Source organism: Methylobacterium phyllostachyos (assembly GCF_900103445.1).
GTDB lineage: Bacteria > Pseudomonadota > Alphaproteobacteria > Rhizobiales > Beijerinckiaceae > Methylobacterium > Methylobacterium phyllostachyos.
In genome coordinates, this window is record NZ_FNHS01000014.1 from 156,631 (window position 1) to 171,825 (window position 15,195).

Annotated in this window: 13 protein-coding genes, 1 other RNA gene and 1 pseudogene; 6 read left to right on the forward strand and 9 right to left on the reverse strand. The window is 71.0% G+C overall.

The window, feature by feature from the left end:
* Positions 1-4 precede the first annotated feature (4 nt).
* From ftsL to BLQ49_RS21880, 5 genes are all read right to left on the reverse strand, one after another.
* Positions 5-418, reverse strand: a complete 414-nt coding sequence (gene ftsL, locus BLQ49_RS21860) for a cell division protein FtsL (protein ID WP_091719602.1) — start codon at positions 416-418, stop codon at positions 5-7.
* Positions 415-1,455, reverse strand: coding sequence for a 16S rRNA (cytosine(1402)-N(4))-methyltransferase RsmH (gene rsmH / locus BLQ49_RS21865; protein ID WP_167627758.1), 1,041 nt, complete (start codon positions 1,453-1,455; stop codon positions 415-417). Before rsmH ends, ftsL begins: the two co-directional genes overlap by 4 nt.
* 487 nt (positions 1,456-1,942) lie before the next feature.
* An RNA gene (gene rnpB, locus BLQ49_RS21870) (RNase P RNA component class A) lies at positions 1,943-2,342 on the reverse strand.
* 46 nt (positions 2,343-2,388) lie between these two features.
* Entirely contained in the window at positions 2,389-2,829 is a 441-nt protein-coding gene (locus BLQ49_RS21875; protein ID WP_091719606.1) for a VOC family protein, read from the reverse strand.
* Between the two features lie 345 nt (positions 2,830-3,174).
* Entirely contained in the window at positions 3,175-4,158 is a 984-nt protein-coding gene (locus BLQ49_RS21880) for a LacI family DNA-binding transcriptional regulator (RefSeq protein WP_091719608.1), read from the reverse strand.
* 187 nt (positions 4,159-4,345) lie between these two features.
* On the opposite strand from BLQ49_RS21880, the gene ptsP reads away from it, so the two are divergent.
* From ptsP to BLQ49_RS30425, 6 genes and pseudogenes are all read left to right on the forward strand, one after another.
* Positions 4,346-6,931, forward strand: coding sequence for a phosphoenolpyruvate--protein phosphotransferase (ptsP, locus tag BLQ49_RS21885; RefSeq protein ID WP_091719611.1), 2,586 nt, complete (start codon positions 4,346-4,348; stop codon positions 6,929-6,931).
* On the forward strand, positions 6,928-7,875 hold the full coding sequence (gene pfkB, locus BLQ49_RS21890; protein WP_091719613.1) for a 1-phosphofructokinase: 948 nt from the start codon (positions 6,928-6,930) through the stop codon (positions 7,873-7,875). The genes ptsP and pfkB overlap by 4 nt, the downstream gene beginning before the upstream one ends.
* A 48-nt stretch (positions 7,876-7,923) precedes the next feature.
* Positions 7,924-8,349, forward strand: coding sequence for a hypothetical protein (locus BLQ49_RS30420; RefSeq protein ID WP_244507711.1), 426 nt, complete (start codon positions 7,924-7,926; stop codon positions 8,347-8,349).
* Positions 8,350-8,367: 18 nt separating this feature from the next.
* A pseudogene (locus BLQ49_RS30800) lies at positions 8,368-8,559 on the forward strand (PTS fructose transporter subunit IIB); the annotation flags it as partial.
* 9 nt (positions 8,560-8,568) lie between these two features.
* Positions 8,569-9,639 carry a PTS fructose transporter subunit IIC gene (locus BLQ49_RS21895; protein ID WP_342028204.1) on the forward strand — a complete coding sequence of 357 codons (1,071 nt, stop codon included), beginning with the start codon at positions 8,569-8,571 and terminating at the stop codon, positions 9,637-9,639.
* A 261-nt stretch (positions 9,640-9,900) separates the two neighbouring features.
* Positions 9,901-10,050: a carbohydrate porin gene (locus BLQ49_RS30425; RefSeq protein ID WP_244507713.1), complete on the forward strand. Its 150-nt coding sequence runs from the start codon at positions 9,901-9,903 to the stop codon at positions 10,048-10,050.
* Between the two features lie 394 nt (positions 10,051-10,444).
* On the opposite strand, the gene BLQ49_RS21905 is transcribed toward BLQ49_RS30425, so the two are convergent.
* The 4 genes from BLQ49_RS21905 to clpS form a co-directional block, all read right to left on the reverse strand.
* Complete coding sequence (locus BLQ49_RS21905; RefSeq protein WP_091719615.1) at positions 10,445-11,743, reverse strand: flavin monoamine oxidase family protein; 1,299 nt, start codon at positions 11,741-11,743, stop codon at positions 10,445-10,447.
* A 48-nt stretch (positions 11,744-11,791) separates the two neighbouring features.
* Positions 11,792-12,076, reverse strand: coding sequence for a hypothetical protein (locus tag BLQ49_RS21910; protein WP_091719617.1), 285 nt, complete (start codon positions 12,074-12,076; stop codon positions 11,792-11,794).
* A gap of 91 nt (positions 12,077-12,167) precedes the next feature.
* Entirely contained in the window at positions 12,168-14,654 is a 2,487-nt protein-coding gene (gene clpA / locus BLQ49_RS21915; RefSeq protein ID WP_091719619.1) for an ATP-dependent Clp protease ATP-binding subunit ClpA, read from the reverse strand.
* Between the two features lie 38 nt (positions 14,655-14,692).
* A complete protein-coding gene (gene clpS / locus BLQ49_RS21920) occupies positions 14,693-15,082 on the reverse strand; it encodes an ATP-dependent Clp protease adapter ClpS (protein WP_425284023.1) in 390 nt (129 codons plus the stop codon).
* Between the last annotated feature and the right edge of the window lie 113 nt (positions 15,083-15,195).

A 15,195-nucleotide genomic window follows, 5' to 3' on the forward strand; every position in this document is an offset into this window, starting at 1 on the left:
GTGACTACCTCGAAGCCGTCGTCGGGGTGCGGGTCGTGGTGACGGTGCGGGTGATCGCGCCGGTGGTGCGCGGCTCGGGTCCGCCCTTGTCCTTGGGGGTCGCCGTCGCAGCGAGCAGGCGGCCGATCTCGTCGCCGCGCTCCTGCCGGGCGGGCAGGTCCGACAGGCGCGCCAGGTGGCTGGTGCCGATCGGCTCCAGAGCGAGGTGCTTGTCGACCGCCGCCTGCAACCGGTCCGGCCGGGTCAGGAGCTGCCACTCGGCGCGCAGAACCGCGATCGCCTGCCGCTCGCTGTGCAGGGACGTCTGGAGCTTGGAGACCTGGGCGCCCTGGTAGAGCGTGTCGTACTTGATCGAGTAGGCGTAGATCGCCGAGGCCACGAGGCCGGCCACCGCCAGCAGGTTCAGGAGGCGGATCATCGGCGATGGCCCCCACGGGCGGCTTCGGGAAGGCTTGCCAGGTCGGTGAGCGCCGTCAGCGGCTCCGGCACGGCGGACTCCGTGCGCTGCGCGGCGCGGAGCTTGGCCGAGCGGGCGCGCGGGTTGCGCGCGGTCTCGGCCTCGCCCGGCAGGACCGGGCCCTTGGTCACAGGGCTGAAGCTGCGGACGGTCTCGACGGGCGTGCCCGGCAGGTGGCGCGAGCCCTGGCCCGAGCGGCCGCTGCGGGCTGCGAAGAACTGCTTGACGATCCGGTCCTCCAAGGAATGGAACGTCACGACGGCAAGCCGTCCGCCGGGCCGGAGTACCCGCTCGGCCGCGTGCAGCGCGCGCACCAGCTCCCCGAGTTCGTCGTTGACCGCGATCCTTAGGCCCTGGAAGGTCCGCGTCGCCGGGTGGATGTGGCTTCCCGGCTCGACGCGGACGACGCCGGCCACCAGCTCGGCGAGCTGCGCGGTCGTCTCGATCCGGCCGCGGCGGCGGGCCTCGTGGATCGCCCGGGCCACGGCACGGGAGCGCCGCTCCTCGCCATAATGGTAGATGATGTCGGCCAGCACCGTCTCGTCGGCCTCGTTCACGAGGTCGGCGGCGCTCGGGCCATCGTTGCCCATGCGCATGTCGAGGGGGCCGTCGTTGCGGAACGAGAAGCCGCGCTCCGGCGCGTCGAGCTGCATCGACGAGACGCCGATATCGAGCACGACATGGTCCGCCGGGCCCTCGCCCGTATCGGCCAGGAGGGCGTCGAGATCGCCGAACCGGCCGGACACGAGCCGGAGGCGTCCCCCGGAGGCCGCGACCATGGGCTGCCCGGCCGCGATCGCGGTCGGGTCGCGGTCGATGGCGACGACCCGCAGGGCCGGATCCCGATCCATCAGCGCACGCGTGTAGCCGCCGGCCCCGAAGGTCCCGTCGACCGCGAGCCCGCCCTCGGTCTTCAGGGCGTCCGACACCTCGTCGAGCAAAACCGGGATGTGCGGCGCGGCCGCATCCTCCCGGTTCGTGCGCGTGGGATCCGGCATCCCGGGCGTGGCACGGCGCCGGTTCATGCGGGCCTCGGCACGGTGGCGCGGCCGGTGGAGGGATGGCGGCGCATTCCGGGAATCCGGTCGCCGATGCGGCTCAAGCGTCTCATGGTGCCCTGGGCCGGGCCGCACAGGGGCGGCACACGTGACGGGAACGGCACCGGATGCGGAGTGCGCAAAACGCCGCGCACGGACGAGACCTGCACCGAGGCAGGTTGCGCCCGGCGATCCGATACACGCCGTTGACGGGAGGATGCCGGGTATCATGGGCCTCGGAGGATCGTCAACGGACAGGCTTGGCGCTGCCGCGCGGATCGATCTGAACCCGGCAAGGTTAACCGGAAGTTTTTAGCACGCAGGAAAGTGCGCGCTCGCCTGGTCCGGCGCCGGCGCCTTCACGAGAACGTCCCCGCCGCGGTGGAGACCGGCTCGGTGCAGGAGCGCGCCAACGAAGACTGGGCACGCCTGCGTTGTTCGGCGGCGGTGGATCAGCCGGCCTATAAGCCGGGTTCTGTAGGGCCGGAGCGCTCGCGCGCGCCGACGTGGCGGCCATTCCTCTGGGACGGTCGTCGCCGACCGCCTCAAGCAACCAACCCGGGCGACTGGCCTGGAGAGAAGGCCTGCCCCTCTCGCGAAGGGCGCGCCGCCCCTATTCGGTCTTGCTCCCGGTGGGGTTTGCCATGCCGTCCGCGTTGCCGCGTCCGCGGTGCGCTCTTACCGCACCCTTTCACCCTGACCCCGGACGCGTCCGGGGCGGTCTGCTTTCTGTGGCACTGTCCCTGGGGTCGCCCCCGCCGGATGTTATCCGGCACCGTCTCTCCATGGAGCCCGGACTTTCCTCCCCGGACGCGAAAAGCGTCCGGAGCGGCCGCCCGGCCGGCTGATCCGGAGGGCAGATGCGCCTGCGGATCAGTCCGGGTCAAGGACGGATCACCAAGTCCCGGTGTTCTCCATGGAGGTCCAGGGCTCCTGCGGCTCCTTGGCGCCGCCCTTCTGGAGGATCTCGATCGAGATGCCGTCCGGCGATTTCACGAAGGCCATGTAGCCGTCGCGGGGCGGCCGGTTGATGGTCACGCCCTTGTCCTTCAGCCGGGCGCAGAAGGCGTAGATGTCGTCGACCTGATAGGCGAGGTGACCGAAGTTCCGCCCGCCCGTATAAGTCTCGGGATCCCAGTTGTAGGTCAGTTCCACCAGCGGCGACCGAGTCTCCCGGGCCCGCTCGACATCGCCGGGGGCGGCCAGGAAGACCAGGGTGAAGCGACCCTTCTCGTTCTCGACGCGGCGGACCTCCTGCAATCCGAACGTGTCGACGTAGAAGGCGAGCGCGCGGTCGAGATCGGCCACGCGGACCATGGTGTGAAGATATTCCATATCGGCCCTATCCCATCGTTATCGCCAGGCTTCCGGCTTGCTGGCAGGCTATGGACGCGCTCGTTTCCCGGCTGGCAAATCGGGGGCTGGATGAGCGCTGATTGCACGCGCGTGCCCCCGAGCGCGGTGCAACGGCTCGGCGGGCGAAGTGTTGCAGCGTCGCGTCGGATATTGATGCCTTCACCCCGGTCTGTCGATCGCCGTCGAGCCCACCCAAAGCGCGGTGTTCTACGCGGACACCGGTCCGCGACCGGCCAAGCGCTTCGTTGACCACGCGCGTCGCCGCGCGACGACCGGGCTATGGGCAAGCCGACGAGGCGCGATCCGGCAGGACGGTTCCGCCCGTCACCGCACCCGTGTCGAGCCGCGCGCCACGAGGCTGCCGCTGAGAACCACCTTCCGGACCGGCTGATCCGGCCGCTCGATCCGCTCGAACAGCAGCCGGATCGCCTGCGCGCCGATTTCGGCGACGGGCTGCTCGATCACGGTCAGGCCCGGCTCGGCGAGTTCGGTCCAGGGCTCGTTGTCGAACCCGGCAAGGGCGAGGTCACGCGGGAGCGCTAGGTTGAGCGCCCGCGCGGCCCGCACCGCCCCCATAAGGATCAGGCCGTTCGAGACGACGAGGGCCTCCGGCCGGTCGGGCTCCCGAAGCCAGAGCGCAGCCTCTTCCATCGCCGCTGCCGCATTCGGGGCGACGCTGCGGATCTGCGGCGCCAAACCGTGCCGCCGCATGCCCTCCTCATACCCGGCCCTGCGCTCGAGAGCGGTCGAACTCGTCGAACCGAACAGGCCGCCGATCCGCGCATAGCCCTGCGCCGCGAGGTGATCGACGAGGGTCGCACAGGCCGCCCCGTTGTCGAGCACGACGCTGTCATAGGCGCCCGGCGGCCCGGTCCGGTCGATCAGCACCACCGGGAAATCGAACGCGCGCGCGGCGAGGCCCTTCGTGGTGGTCACGGTCGGCGCGAAGATCACGCCTGTGACCCGCTCCTCCTCCATCAGGCGCAGGTACATCGCCTCCCGGGCGGGATCCTCGTCGGTGTTGCACAGGATGACCCGCATGTCGGCGCTGAAGGCGGCGTCTTCCACGGCCCGGCTCACCGCCGTGAAGAACGGGTTGCGGATGTCGGCGACGATCAGGCCGATCGTCCGGGCCGATTGCGAGCGCAGCCGCCGGGCGGAGAGGTTGGGCCGGTAGCCAGTGGCGCGCACCGCCGCCTCGACCTGCTCGCGCAGGGCCTCGCTCACCGGGCCCTGGCCGAGGGCTCGCGACACGGTCGCGGTCGAGACGCCCGCCGCCCGGGCGACATCGCGGATTCCCACCTTCATCGCCGAGCCATCCGGAAAACGTTTCCAGCCGCGTTACACCATCATTGGCATTCTCTACCCATCAGCACAACCAGAGCGATCGGGTTCGTCTCGGCCGAGCGTTGACACACCTTGTGAAAACGTTTTCAACGGCTACAACGAACAGGCGAACTCGGAATCGCCGCTCGCGACGGGAGGAGGGCACGCCATGCTCGCACCGACACCGACATTTGCGCCGCGCATCCTCGTGCGCACCGGGGCCACGCCCGCCGACAAGAACGCGGCGATCCGCGAGGCCGCCCAGCTCCTGACCGCCGCCGGCTGCATCGATGCCGGTTACGGCGACAGCATGCTGCGCCGGGAGGGGGTGGCGAACACCTATCTCGGCCACGGCGTCGTCATCCCGCACGGCATGGTCGACGACCGGCACCTCGTCCGCCACAGCGGTCTCGCCGTGCTGCAGGTGCCGGCGGGCATCCCCTGGCACGACGGGCAGATGGCCCATCTGGTGGTGGCGATCGCGGCCCTGTCCGACACCCACATCACGGTGCTTCGCCGGCTGACCCGCCTGATCCAGGACGAGGCGCGGCTGGAGCATCTGCGCACCACGACACGCGAGGGCGACATCATCGAGGCCCTGTCGCAGGACGCGGCTCCCGCTGCGGCGGGCCAAGGAGGCTCGGGCCCGGCCACGGACCTGCGTCAGCGCTTCGACTGGACGGTGGATTACCCCACCGGCCTGCACGCGCGGCCCGCCGCCCATTGGGTCGAGGTGGCGAAATCCTGCCCGGCGCGCATCCAGGTCCGGCACGGCACCCAGGTCGCCGACGCCAAGAGCTTGATCGGCCTGCTCCAGCTCGGCCTGCATTGCGGCGATGAGATCACGATCTCGACCGAGGGCGACGACGAGGCGGGCGCCCTCGCGAAGATCTGCGCGGCGGTGACGGGCCTCAGCGCCGGCGAGAAGGCGGCAGCGCAGCGGGCCGCGGAGGCCGCCGCCAAAGCCGCCGGTCCCGTCGCCGGCTGGAACCCCGCGGACGCGCCGCGGATCCTGGCGGGCATCGGCGCGAGCCCTGGGATCAGCATCGGGCCGATCCACGTGCTGGCCAGCGCGGAGATCACGGTCCCCGACGAGCCCGAGCCCCTCACCACCGGCGCCGACCGCCTCCACCACGCGCTGGCCGCGACGGCCGATCAGCTCAAGGCGCTCGCCGACGACACCGAGCGGCGCCTCGGCAAGGCCGATGCCGGGATCTTCCGGGCCCAGGCCGAGCTGATCGCCGACACCGACCTGATTACGCTCGCCTGCCAGCTCATGGTCGAGGGGCACGGGGTCGCCTACGCGTGGCACCAGGCGGTGGACCGCATCGCCGGCCAACTCGCCGCCCTCGGCAACCCGGTGCTGGCCGGTCGCGCCGCGGATCTGCGCGATGTCGGCCGCCGGGTGCTGGCGCAGATCGATCCAAGCCTCAAGAGCGGCCACGACCTGCCGGACCGGCCCTGCATCCTGATCGCCCCCGACCTCGCGCCCTCCGACACGGCCAACCTGGAGCCGGCCCGCGTGCTCGGCCTCGCCACAGCCCAGGGCGGCCCGACCTCGCACACGGCGATCTTGGCCCGGACGCTCGGCATCCCCGCTCTGGTGGCCGGCGGCTCCGGGCTGCTGGCGCTCGCCGACGGCACGACGGCGATCCTCGACGGCAGCACCGGCCGCCTCTACTGCGATCCGAGCCCGGCCGACATCGCCTCGGCCGAGGCGTGGCGCGAGCGGCAGCGCCAGCAGGCCGAGATCGAGGCGCAGGAGCGCGCGCTGCCCGCCCGGACCCGGGACGGCCACGCGGTCGCGATCGGCGCCAACGTCAACAACCCTGAGCAGGTCCCGTTCGCGCTCGACCAGGGTGCGGAAGGCGTCGGCCTGATGCGCACCGAGTTCCTGTTCCTGGAGCGCGGCGACACGCCTTCGGAGGACGACCAGTACGCCACCTATGCGGGGATGCTGAAGGCGCTCGACGGCCGCCCGCTGATCGTGCGCACCCTCGATATCGGCGGCGACAAGCAGGTCTCGCACCTGCAATTGCCGAAGGAGGAGAACCCGTTCCTGGGCGTGCGCGGCGCGCGGCTGCTGCTGCGCCGGCCGGATCTGCTGGAGCCGCAGCTCCGTGCCCTCTACCGGGCGGCCCGGGACCATGTCGGGGCCGCGGCCCCGACCGGCCAGCACGCCCCGCTCTCGATCATGATGCCGATGATCACCTCGGTGCCGGAGGTGCTGCGGCTGCGCGAAATCGCTGACGCCATCCGCGCCGAGATCGGCGCCCCCTACGTGCCGCTCGGCATCATGATCGAGGTGCCGGCCGCCGCGATCCAGGCCGATGCGCTCGCCCGCCACTGCGACTTCTTCTCGATCGGCACCAACGACCTCACGCAATACGCGCTCGCCATCGACCGCCAGAACACGGAGCTCGCCCCCGAGGCGGATTCCCTGCACCCGGCGGTGCTGCGGTTGATCCACATGACCTGCGAGGGCGCCGCGCGCCACAAGCGCTTCGTCGGCGTCTGCGGCGGGATCGCGGGCGATCCGTTCGGCGCCTGCCTGCTGGCGGGGCTCGGGGTCCACGAGCTGTCGATGACCCCGCGGGACGTGCCGGGCGTGAAGGCGCGGCTGCGCGGCGCCGACATGGGCGCGCTCCGGGCGCTGGCGAGCCAGGCCTACGAACAGGAGGACGCCGCCGCGGTCCGCGCCCTCGAATCTGCGCTCGTCGCCGGCGCGGACGGCGCCCCGGGAGTCGCCGCGTGAGCCCGATCGTCACCCTGACCCTGAACCCGGCGATCGACCAGACCATCGTGCTCGACGCGCTGGAGCCCGGCACCGTCCATCGGGCGCGGGAGGTCCGGAGCCATGCCGGCGGCAAGGGCGTCAACGTCGCCTGCTGCCTCGCCGATTGGGGCCTGCCGGTGGCCGCCACCGGGATTCTGGGCGCCGACAACGCCGCCCCGTTCACGCAGGTGCTGGCCGAGAAGGGCATCGCCGACCGCTTCGTGCGGATCCCCGGCGAGACCCGGACCAACCTGAAGCTCCTCGACCGGCGCTCCGGCGACACCACTGACATCAACCTGCCGGGCCTTGCGGTGACGGACTCCAGCCTCGCCGAGGCCGAGGCCACACTGCTTGATCTGTCGGGCGATGCCTGGGTGGTGCTGGCCGGGAGCCTGCCCGGGGCGCTGCCGCCCGACACCTACGCGGCGCTCACGCGTCGCCTGAAGGCCCGGGGTGCCCGGGTGGTGCTCGACGCCTCCGGGCCGCCGTTGGCCGCCGCCCTCGCGGCGGGGCCGGAGGCGCTGCCCGACGCGGTAAAGCCGAACCGGCACGAGTTGGAGGACTGGGTCGGGCACGCCCTGCCGACCCTCGACGCCGTGCGGGCGGCCTCGACGAGCCTGCGCGACCGGGGCATCCCGGTCGTTGTGGTCTCCCTCGGGGCCGAGGGCGGGCTGTTCCTGACGCCGGAGGGCGCCGTTCACGCCGAGCCGCCCGCCACCGAGGTCGCCAGCACGGTCGGCGCGGGGGACGCGCTAGTGGCGGGCCTCGTGGCGGCGCTCCAGGCCGGGCTCGACCTCGACGGGACCGCCCGGCTCGCCATCGCGTTCGCCGCCGGGAAGCTGACCCAGGTGGGCGCCAACCTGCCGCCGCGCGCCACCGTGGAAGCTCTGGCGCGGGCTGTCCGCATGCAACGCCTCAGCTGAAACGTCCGGCTCGACCGGTCGGCACAAGCAAAACGAAGGGAGGAACCCATGGCCCAGTTACTCGCGGTGGTCGGAGGCGGTGACCTCTCCACCCATGCCGTCCTCGCCCTCGAGGCGTTGCGCAAGGCTGCCAACCGGCGCAATCAGCCGATCGCCCTGGAACTGCGCGGCGCGCCGGGCGGCAATCCGCTGCCAGAGTCGGCGATCCGCGAGGCCGGGGCGGTGCTGCTCGTCGGCTCGGGCGATCTCGGCGAGGGCCGGTTCGGGGCCCTGCGCCGGGCGCGGGCGGCCATCGAGGACGTGCTGACCGACGTCAACTCCGTCCTCGACCGGGCGCTGTCCGGAACCGATGAGGTGCCCGCCCAAGCGTCCGGTGCTCAGACCGGGGCGAAGCGGATCGTGGCGATCACCTCCTGCCCGACTGGCATCGCCCACACCTTCATGGCGGCCGAGGGGATCCAGGCCGCCGCCTAGGCGCTCGGCCACACGGTCCGCGTGGAGACGCAGGGCTCGGTCGGTGCCCGCGATACGCTGACCCCCGACGAGATCGCCGCCGCCGATATCGTGCTGATCGCGGCCGATACCGGGGTCGACCGATCGCGGTTTGCCGGCAAGCGGGTCTACGCCACCAACACCAAGGCGGCGATCCGCGACGGCAAGGGCCTGATCGCCACCGCGCTCGCCGAGGCGCAGGTGCAGGCGGCCGAGGGCGAGACCGCGGCCCCCGCCCGGCCGGAGGCGGCCGAGCGCAAGCCCGGCGCCTACAAGCATCTGATGACCGGCGTCTCGTTCATGCTGCCCTTCGTGGTGGCGGGCGGCCTGCTGATTGCGCTCGCCTTCGCGGTCGGCGGCATCGACGCCATGGCGCCCGGCCATGCCGGCACGCTGGGCTACGCCCTCGGGCAGATCGGCGCTAAGGCCGCCTTCGCGCTGATCGTCCCGGCGCTGGCCGGCTACATCGCCTACTCGATCGCCGACCGGCCGGGTATCGCGCCGGGCATGATCGGCGGCATGCTGGCCGCCAATCTCCAGGCCGGCTTCCTCGGCGGCATCGCGGCCGGGTTCATCGCCGGCTACACGGCCCGGTTCCTGAACCAGCACATCCGGCTGCCCAAGACCCTGGAAGGCCTGAAGCCGGTCCTGATCCTGCCGCTCCTCGCCACCACCATCACCGGCCTCCTGATGATCTACGTGGTCGGCGTGCCAGTGGCGGCGGTGCTGGCGGCGCTCACGACCTGGCTGAAGGGCATGCAGGGGGCGAGCGCCCTGGTGCTCGGGCTCGTGCTGGGCGGCATGATGGCGGTCGATATGGGCGGACCAATCAACAAGGCCGCCTACGCCTCGGCGGCGGCCCTGCTCTCCTCCGGCGTCGACGCGCCGATGGCCGCCGTGATGCTCGGCGGGATGACGCCGCCGCTCGGCCTCGCGCTGGCGACCCGCCTGTTCCCGGTTCGCTTTACCGTGTCCGAGCGCGAAGCCGGCGGCGCGGCCGCCGTGCTGGGCGCGGCTTTCATCACCGAGGGGGCGATCCCCTTCGCAGCGGCCGACCCGCTCCGGGTGATCCCGTCCCTGGTCGCGGGCTCCGCGGTGGCGGGCGCCCTGGCGCTCACCCTCGGCGTGACCCTGAAGGTGCCGCATGGCGGCCTGTTCGTCCTGCCGATCCCGAACGCCGTGACGAACCTGCCGGGCGCCATCCTGGCGCTCGCCGCCGGCACCCTGGTCACCGCGCTGGCGGTCGGCCTGCTCAAGAGGCGCCCGGCCTGAGGCTCAGGACCCGGAGCCCGATCGGGCGCCGCACCAGAAAACGTCAGGGTAATCCGGCAGACGGGGTTGGCGATGCGCCCCCCCCTGGCGCTCGGGCCGGGGCTCGCGTTGCCGTAGCCCGGATGGGCGGAGGAGGTCGACACACCGGCCGCCGGCCTTGCTGTGCCGGCGCCCGCCGCCGCAGGCGGACGGTCAGGGCTTCGACGGTGCCGACAGCGCGGCCGGCGCAGCGCCGGGATCGCGGGCGGCGCGCTTTACCTCGTGGTGACAAACCGGCACGGGCGCAGCCTGTCGAACGACGTCCTCGTCAACAACACCAGCGTGCAGGAGATGTACGACGGCGGCCACGGGACCCGGCTGACGCTGCTCTCCTACCAGCAGAAGCTGTTCGACAGCGCGGCCGCCGGCTGATGGCCAACATCGCCTTCCGCAACTTGCCGATCGACTGCAACTTCCAACCGAACCCGGCCTGCGGCAACCCGACCTGCGTGTTCAAAACCTCGAATCTCATCTTCTGGCCGGTGTCGAGCTGGGGGCGCACGCCAAGTCCTGGCTCACCGACTGGGTCTTCTTTCACCCCGGCGCCTACGCGGTGAACCCGCTGCACCAGCAGCCGAGCGCCAACGGCCGCGACGTCTGGATGAAGGGCGCGACGGGCGCCGTTGCGCCGTTCGAACTCGGCTACGCCACCACACTCGCCAACGATCAGCTGCCGCTTGCGATCACGCAAAGCCTCCATGCGAAACGGCGCGCTGTGGCGGCATCGGTCCCACTCCGGAAGAGGCAGTATCGCCTCGTCGGCCGCTCAGGTTCCCAGCACCTTCAGTACGTCCCGGGCGGCGCGCTCGCCGTCGAGCGTTGCACCGCCGACCGTCATGGCGCCGCCGCCGGCAAGCGCTTCGCCGGCAAAGAACACCCGACCGCCCACCGGCCCGCGCAGACGCTCGCGGGCCTCCGCATGGCCCGGTGCCACAATCGCGTAGGACCCGTTGGCGTACGGATCGGTCCACCAAGCGGCCAGCCGCCCTGCCTGGACGGCGCCCCGGGCCCTGTCGCCCAGGATCGCACCGAGGCGCTCGGTCGCCAGCGCCACGGCTGCCGCCTCGCCGGCCCGGCACAGGTCCCGGGCGCCGTCGCCGCCGAGATTGGCGACTGCCAGAGGCCGCCCGAACGGGCCCATCTCGAAGTAGAGGGTCGGGCCGCCGGTCGCGATTGAGACCGCGTCGCCGAATGCGGCGGGATCGATCTTGGCCGGGTCGAGGCGCAGGCCGATCTTGGTGTAGGCGCCCATATGCAGCCCATCCAATGCCACCCGGTGACCGTCGGGCAGGCCGGGGGTGAACCGGATGGCACCTGATTTCAGTACGCCCACCGGCACGGTGACGATGATGGCTACCGCCCCCAGGGTGCCGAGCGCCGTCTCGACTCGCACCTCAGGTTCGGACCAGTCGATCGCCCGCACCGGGCAGCCGAGGCGTACCGGCAGGTCGCCGAAGTGACGGGCGACCAGGGCACCATAGCCGTCGACCCACAGGTCGGTGCCCGACCAGAGCCGGTCGTAATCGGCAGCCGAGACCCGCTCGGGATCCTCACCCAGCGACAGTCGGCTCAGGCCCGCGGCGGCTTGCTCAGCCGCGGGGCCGCCGGTCCGGGCAGCCTCGGCGAGGGACCGGTCGTCGCCCTTTGGCTCCAACAACGCGTCGAGGCCGGAGAAGCCCGCCCGGCGGGCCGTCCGCTCGGCCTCCGTGGCGGGGCGACCGTCGATCGTCAGCGTCCGCGCCCAGCCGTCCTCGTGGGCGAACCGCACCCCCGCCGCCCGGGCGATGGGCGCCCAGGGATTGTGCTCGGCCCAGTGGATGTACTCGGCGCCGGCGTCGAAGGGGCAATCCGGGCCCAGCGCTCGGTCGGTGAAGGCGCGGCCACCGATCCGGTCCCGCGCCTCCACGAGCGTGACGCTCTGACCCGCATTCCGGAGCAGTGCCGCCGCCGCCAGGCCCGCCGATCCGGCGCCGATGACCACGACAGGGCCGCCCCGCGCCGAGGCGCGGAGCGCCGGTGCCGCGAGCAGGGGGGCCATGAGTATCGATCGTCGGGTCGGCCGCATGGCGTCTCCTCGGACAGGTCCAGGAGGCGCCGATTGGCCGCCGGCGCACTATCCCCGCGCGCCCTGGTTGCCCGAGCGCTTCTCCATCATCGCCTTGACCTGCATCAGCTGGTCCCAGACCTGACCCGGCGAGGTGCCGAAGAAATCAAAACTGGCGCTGACGCTCAGGTAGAGACCGACGCAGATCAGCGGCACGAGAAACCAGGCCAGGATTTCCTCGCCGCGCTTCCGCCGGCGGCGGCGTAGACGCCGCTCCTCCCGCCAGGTCGGCTTTCTCGGGGGCGCCTGCTGTGTGACGGGGGACAAGGGGCCCTCGTGCAGGTTGTCGGTCATCAGGCGCCTCCTCGCCGCGGCGCTGTCGCGTCGCGGCGGTCATAGACCGGCGGCCCCTCGTCAGGAAGGCCGCCGGACGGCGTGTACACCATTACGCGCGCACAAGTGGCACCTTCGGCACGGTCCGGACACCGCCGCCCGAACCGCCGCCGCCGCCCTTATCGTCCTTGGGCATCTTCTTCCGCACCGCCGTGCGCGGCTTGGCCCGCTTGTGGCGCTTGGCAGCGTTGGTCACGTCGGCCTCGGGCTTGGGCGTCACGGGACCGGCCGGGAAGTCGAACCCCAAGCTCTCCTTGGTGCCGGCCTTAGCCTCCTCGTCCTCGGGCTTGCGGACGATCACCCGGACCGCGCCGCCATCCTTCAGCTTGCCGAACAGCACCTCGTCGGCCAGCGGCGTCTTGATGGTCGACTGGATCAGCCGAGCCATCGGGCGGGCGCCCATCGCGTCGTCGTAACCGTGCTCGACCAGCCACGCGCGGGCCTCGTCCGAGAGCTCGATCGTGACGTTGCGGTCGGCGAGCTGTGCCTCGAGCTGGAGGACGAACTTGTCCACCACCTTCGCCACCACCTCCTTCGGCAGGTGGCCGAACGAGATGATCGCGTCGAGCCGGTTGCGGAATTCCGGCGCGAACAGCTTGTTGATCGCCTCCACGTCGTCGCCCGTGCGCTTCGTCTGGGTGAAGCCGTAGGCCGACTTGGCCAAGTCCGAGGCGCCCGCATTGGTCGTCATGATGATGATGACGTTGCGGAAATCGACCTGCTTGCCGTTATGGTCGGTCAGCTTCCCGTGGTCCATCACCTGCAGCAGGATGTTGAACAGGTCCGGATGCGCCTTCTCGATCTCGTCGAGCAGGAGCACGCAGTGCGGGTGCTGGTCGATCCCGTCGGTGAGCAGGCCGCCCTGGTCGAAGCCCACATAGCCGGGGGGCGCGCCGATCAGGCGGCTCACCGTGTGCCGCTCCATGTATTCCGACATGTCGAAGCGCAGCATCTCGACGCCGAGCGACGCGGCGAGCTGCTTGGCGGCCTCGGTCTTGCCGACGCCGGTCGGACCCGCGAACAGGTACGAGCCGATCGGCTTGTCCGGGTCGCGCAGGCCGGCGCGCGCCAGCTTGATCGCCGAGGTCAGGGCCTCGATCGCGTTCGGTTGGCCGTAGACCACCCGCTTCAGGTTCTCGGTCAGGTGCTGGAGCACCACCGCGTCGTCCTTGGAGACGGTCTTCGGCGGGATCCGGGCCATCGTGGCGATGGTCGCCTCGATCTCCTTAATGCCGATGGTGCGCTTGCGACGCGCCTCCGGCACCAGCATCTGCGAGGCGCCGGTCTCGTCGATCACGTCGATGGCCTTGTCGGGCAGCTTGCGGTCGTTGATGTAGCGGGCCGACAGCTCCACCGCGGCCTTCACGGCCTCGGTCGTGTACTTGAGCTTGTGGAACTCTTCGAAGTACGGCCGCAGGCCCTTCACGATCTCGATCGTGTCGGGGATCGACGGCTCGTTGACGTCGATCTTCTGGAACCGGCGCACCAGGGCGCGGTCCTTCTCGAAGTACTGGCGGTACTCCTTGTAGGTGGTCGAGCCGATGCAGCGCAGCGTGCCCGAAGCCAGGGCGGGCTTGAGCAGGTTCGACGCGTCCATGGCCCCGCCCGAGGTCGCACCGGCGCCGATCACCGTGTGGATCTCGTCGATGAACATGATGGCGTTCGGGTGCGCCTCGATCTCCTTCATCACCTGCTTGAGGCGCTCCTCGAAGTCGCCCCGGTAGCGGGTGCCGGCGAGCAAGGTGCCCATGTCGAGGGAGAAGACGGTCGCGTCGGCCAGAACCTCCGGCACCTCGTGCTGGATGATCTTGCGCGCCAGCCCTTCGGCGATGGCGGTCTTACCCACGCCCGGGTCGCCCACGAGCAGAGGATTGTTCTTCTGACGGCGGCAGAGCACCTGGATCGTGCGCTCGACCTCGGAATGGCGGCCGATCAGCGGGTCGATCTTGCCGTCACGCGCCTTCTTGTTGAGGTTGACGCAGTAGGCGTCCAGCGCATCGCCCTTCTTCTTGGCGCCGCGGGGATCGCCGTCGTCGCTCGGACGCTCGGCGGCGCCCTCCTCCTCGGCACCGCGCACCGGCTTCGACTCGGACGCGCCGGGGCGCTTGGCGATGCCGTGGCTGATGTAGTTGACCGCGTCGTAGCGGGTCATGTCCTGCTCCTGCAGGAAGTAGGCGGCGTGGCTCTCGCGCTCGGCGAAGATCGCCACCAGCACGTTTGCCCCGGTCACCTCCTCCCGGCCGGAGGACTGGACGTGGATCACGGCGCGCTGGATCACCCGCTGGAACCCGGCCGTCGGCTTGGCATCCTGCCGCCCGTCGCCGGTCAGGTTGGAGAGTTCCGTATCGACGTAGTCGATCAGGCTGCGCTTGAGCGTGTCGACCTCGACGTTGCAGGCGCGCATGACCGCGGCCGCATCCTGATCGTCCACGAGGGCGAGCAGGAGATGCTCCAGCGTCGCGTATTCGTGCCGGCGTTCCCCAGCGAGCGCCAGGGCGCGGTGGAGAGCTTGTTCTAGGCTGCGTGAGAAGCTTGGCAAAGCTGGCCTCTGTCCTTCGTGCCTACCGCGAACGGCGCCTACTTTTTTTCCATAACGCACTGGAGAGGATGTTGGTGTTTGCGCGCGAAGTCCATGACCTGCGTCACCTTGGTCTCCGCCACCTCGTAGGTGAAGACCCCGCACTCGCCGACGCCGTTCTGATGCACGTGCATCATGATCTGGTAGGCGTCCTCGTGGCTCTTGTTGAAGAACCGCTCGACCACCAGCACAACGAATTCCATCGGCGTGTAGTCGTCGTTCAGGAGCAGGACCCGGTAGAGGCTCGGCCGCTTGGTGCGGGGCTTGGTGCGGGTGATGATCGCCGTGTTGGACCGGTCGTCGCCGCCCGGCGCGCGCGAACCGGAGGCCGTGACCGGCCGCGCACTCCCCATCGAACCTGCGGTGCCCTGTTGGGGGACCTGTATCATGTGCGTCGAACCGATCCCTCGATTGGAGCGGGCGCCGCCGATCCTGGCGGGCGCAGCTGTCCTGGCCCTGCCCGGAGCAACGCGCGGCTCCGCTCCCGTTAATCTACAGACGG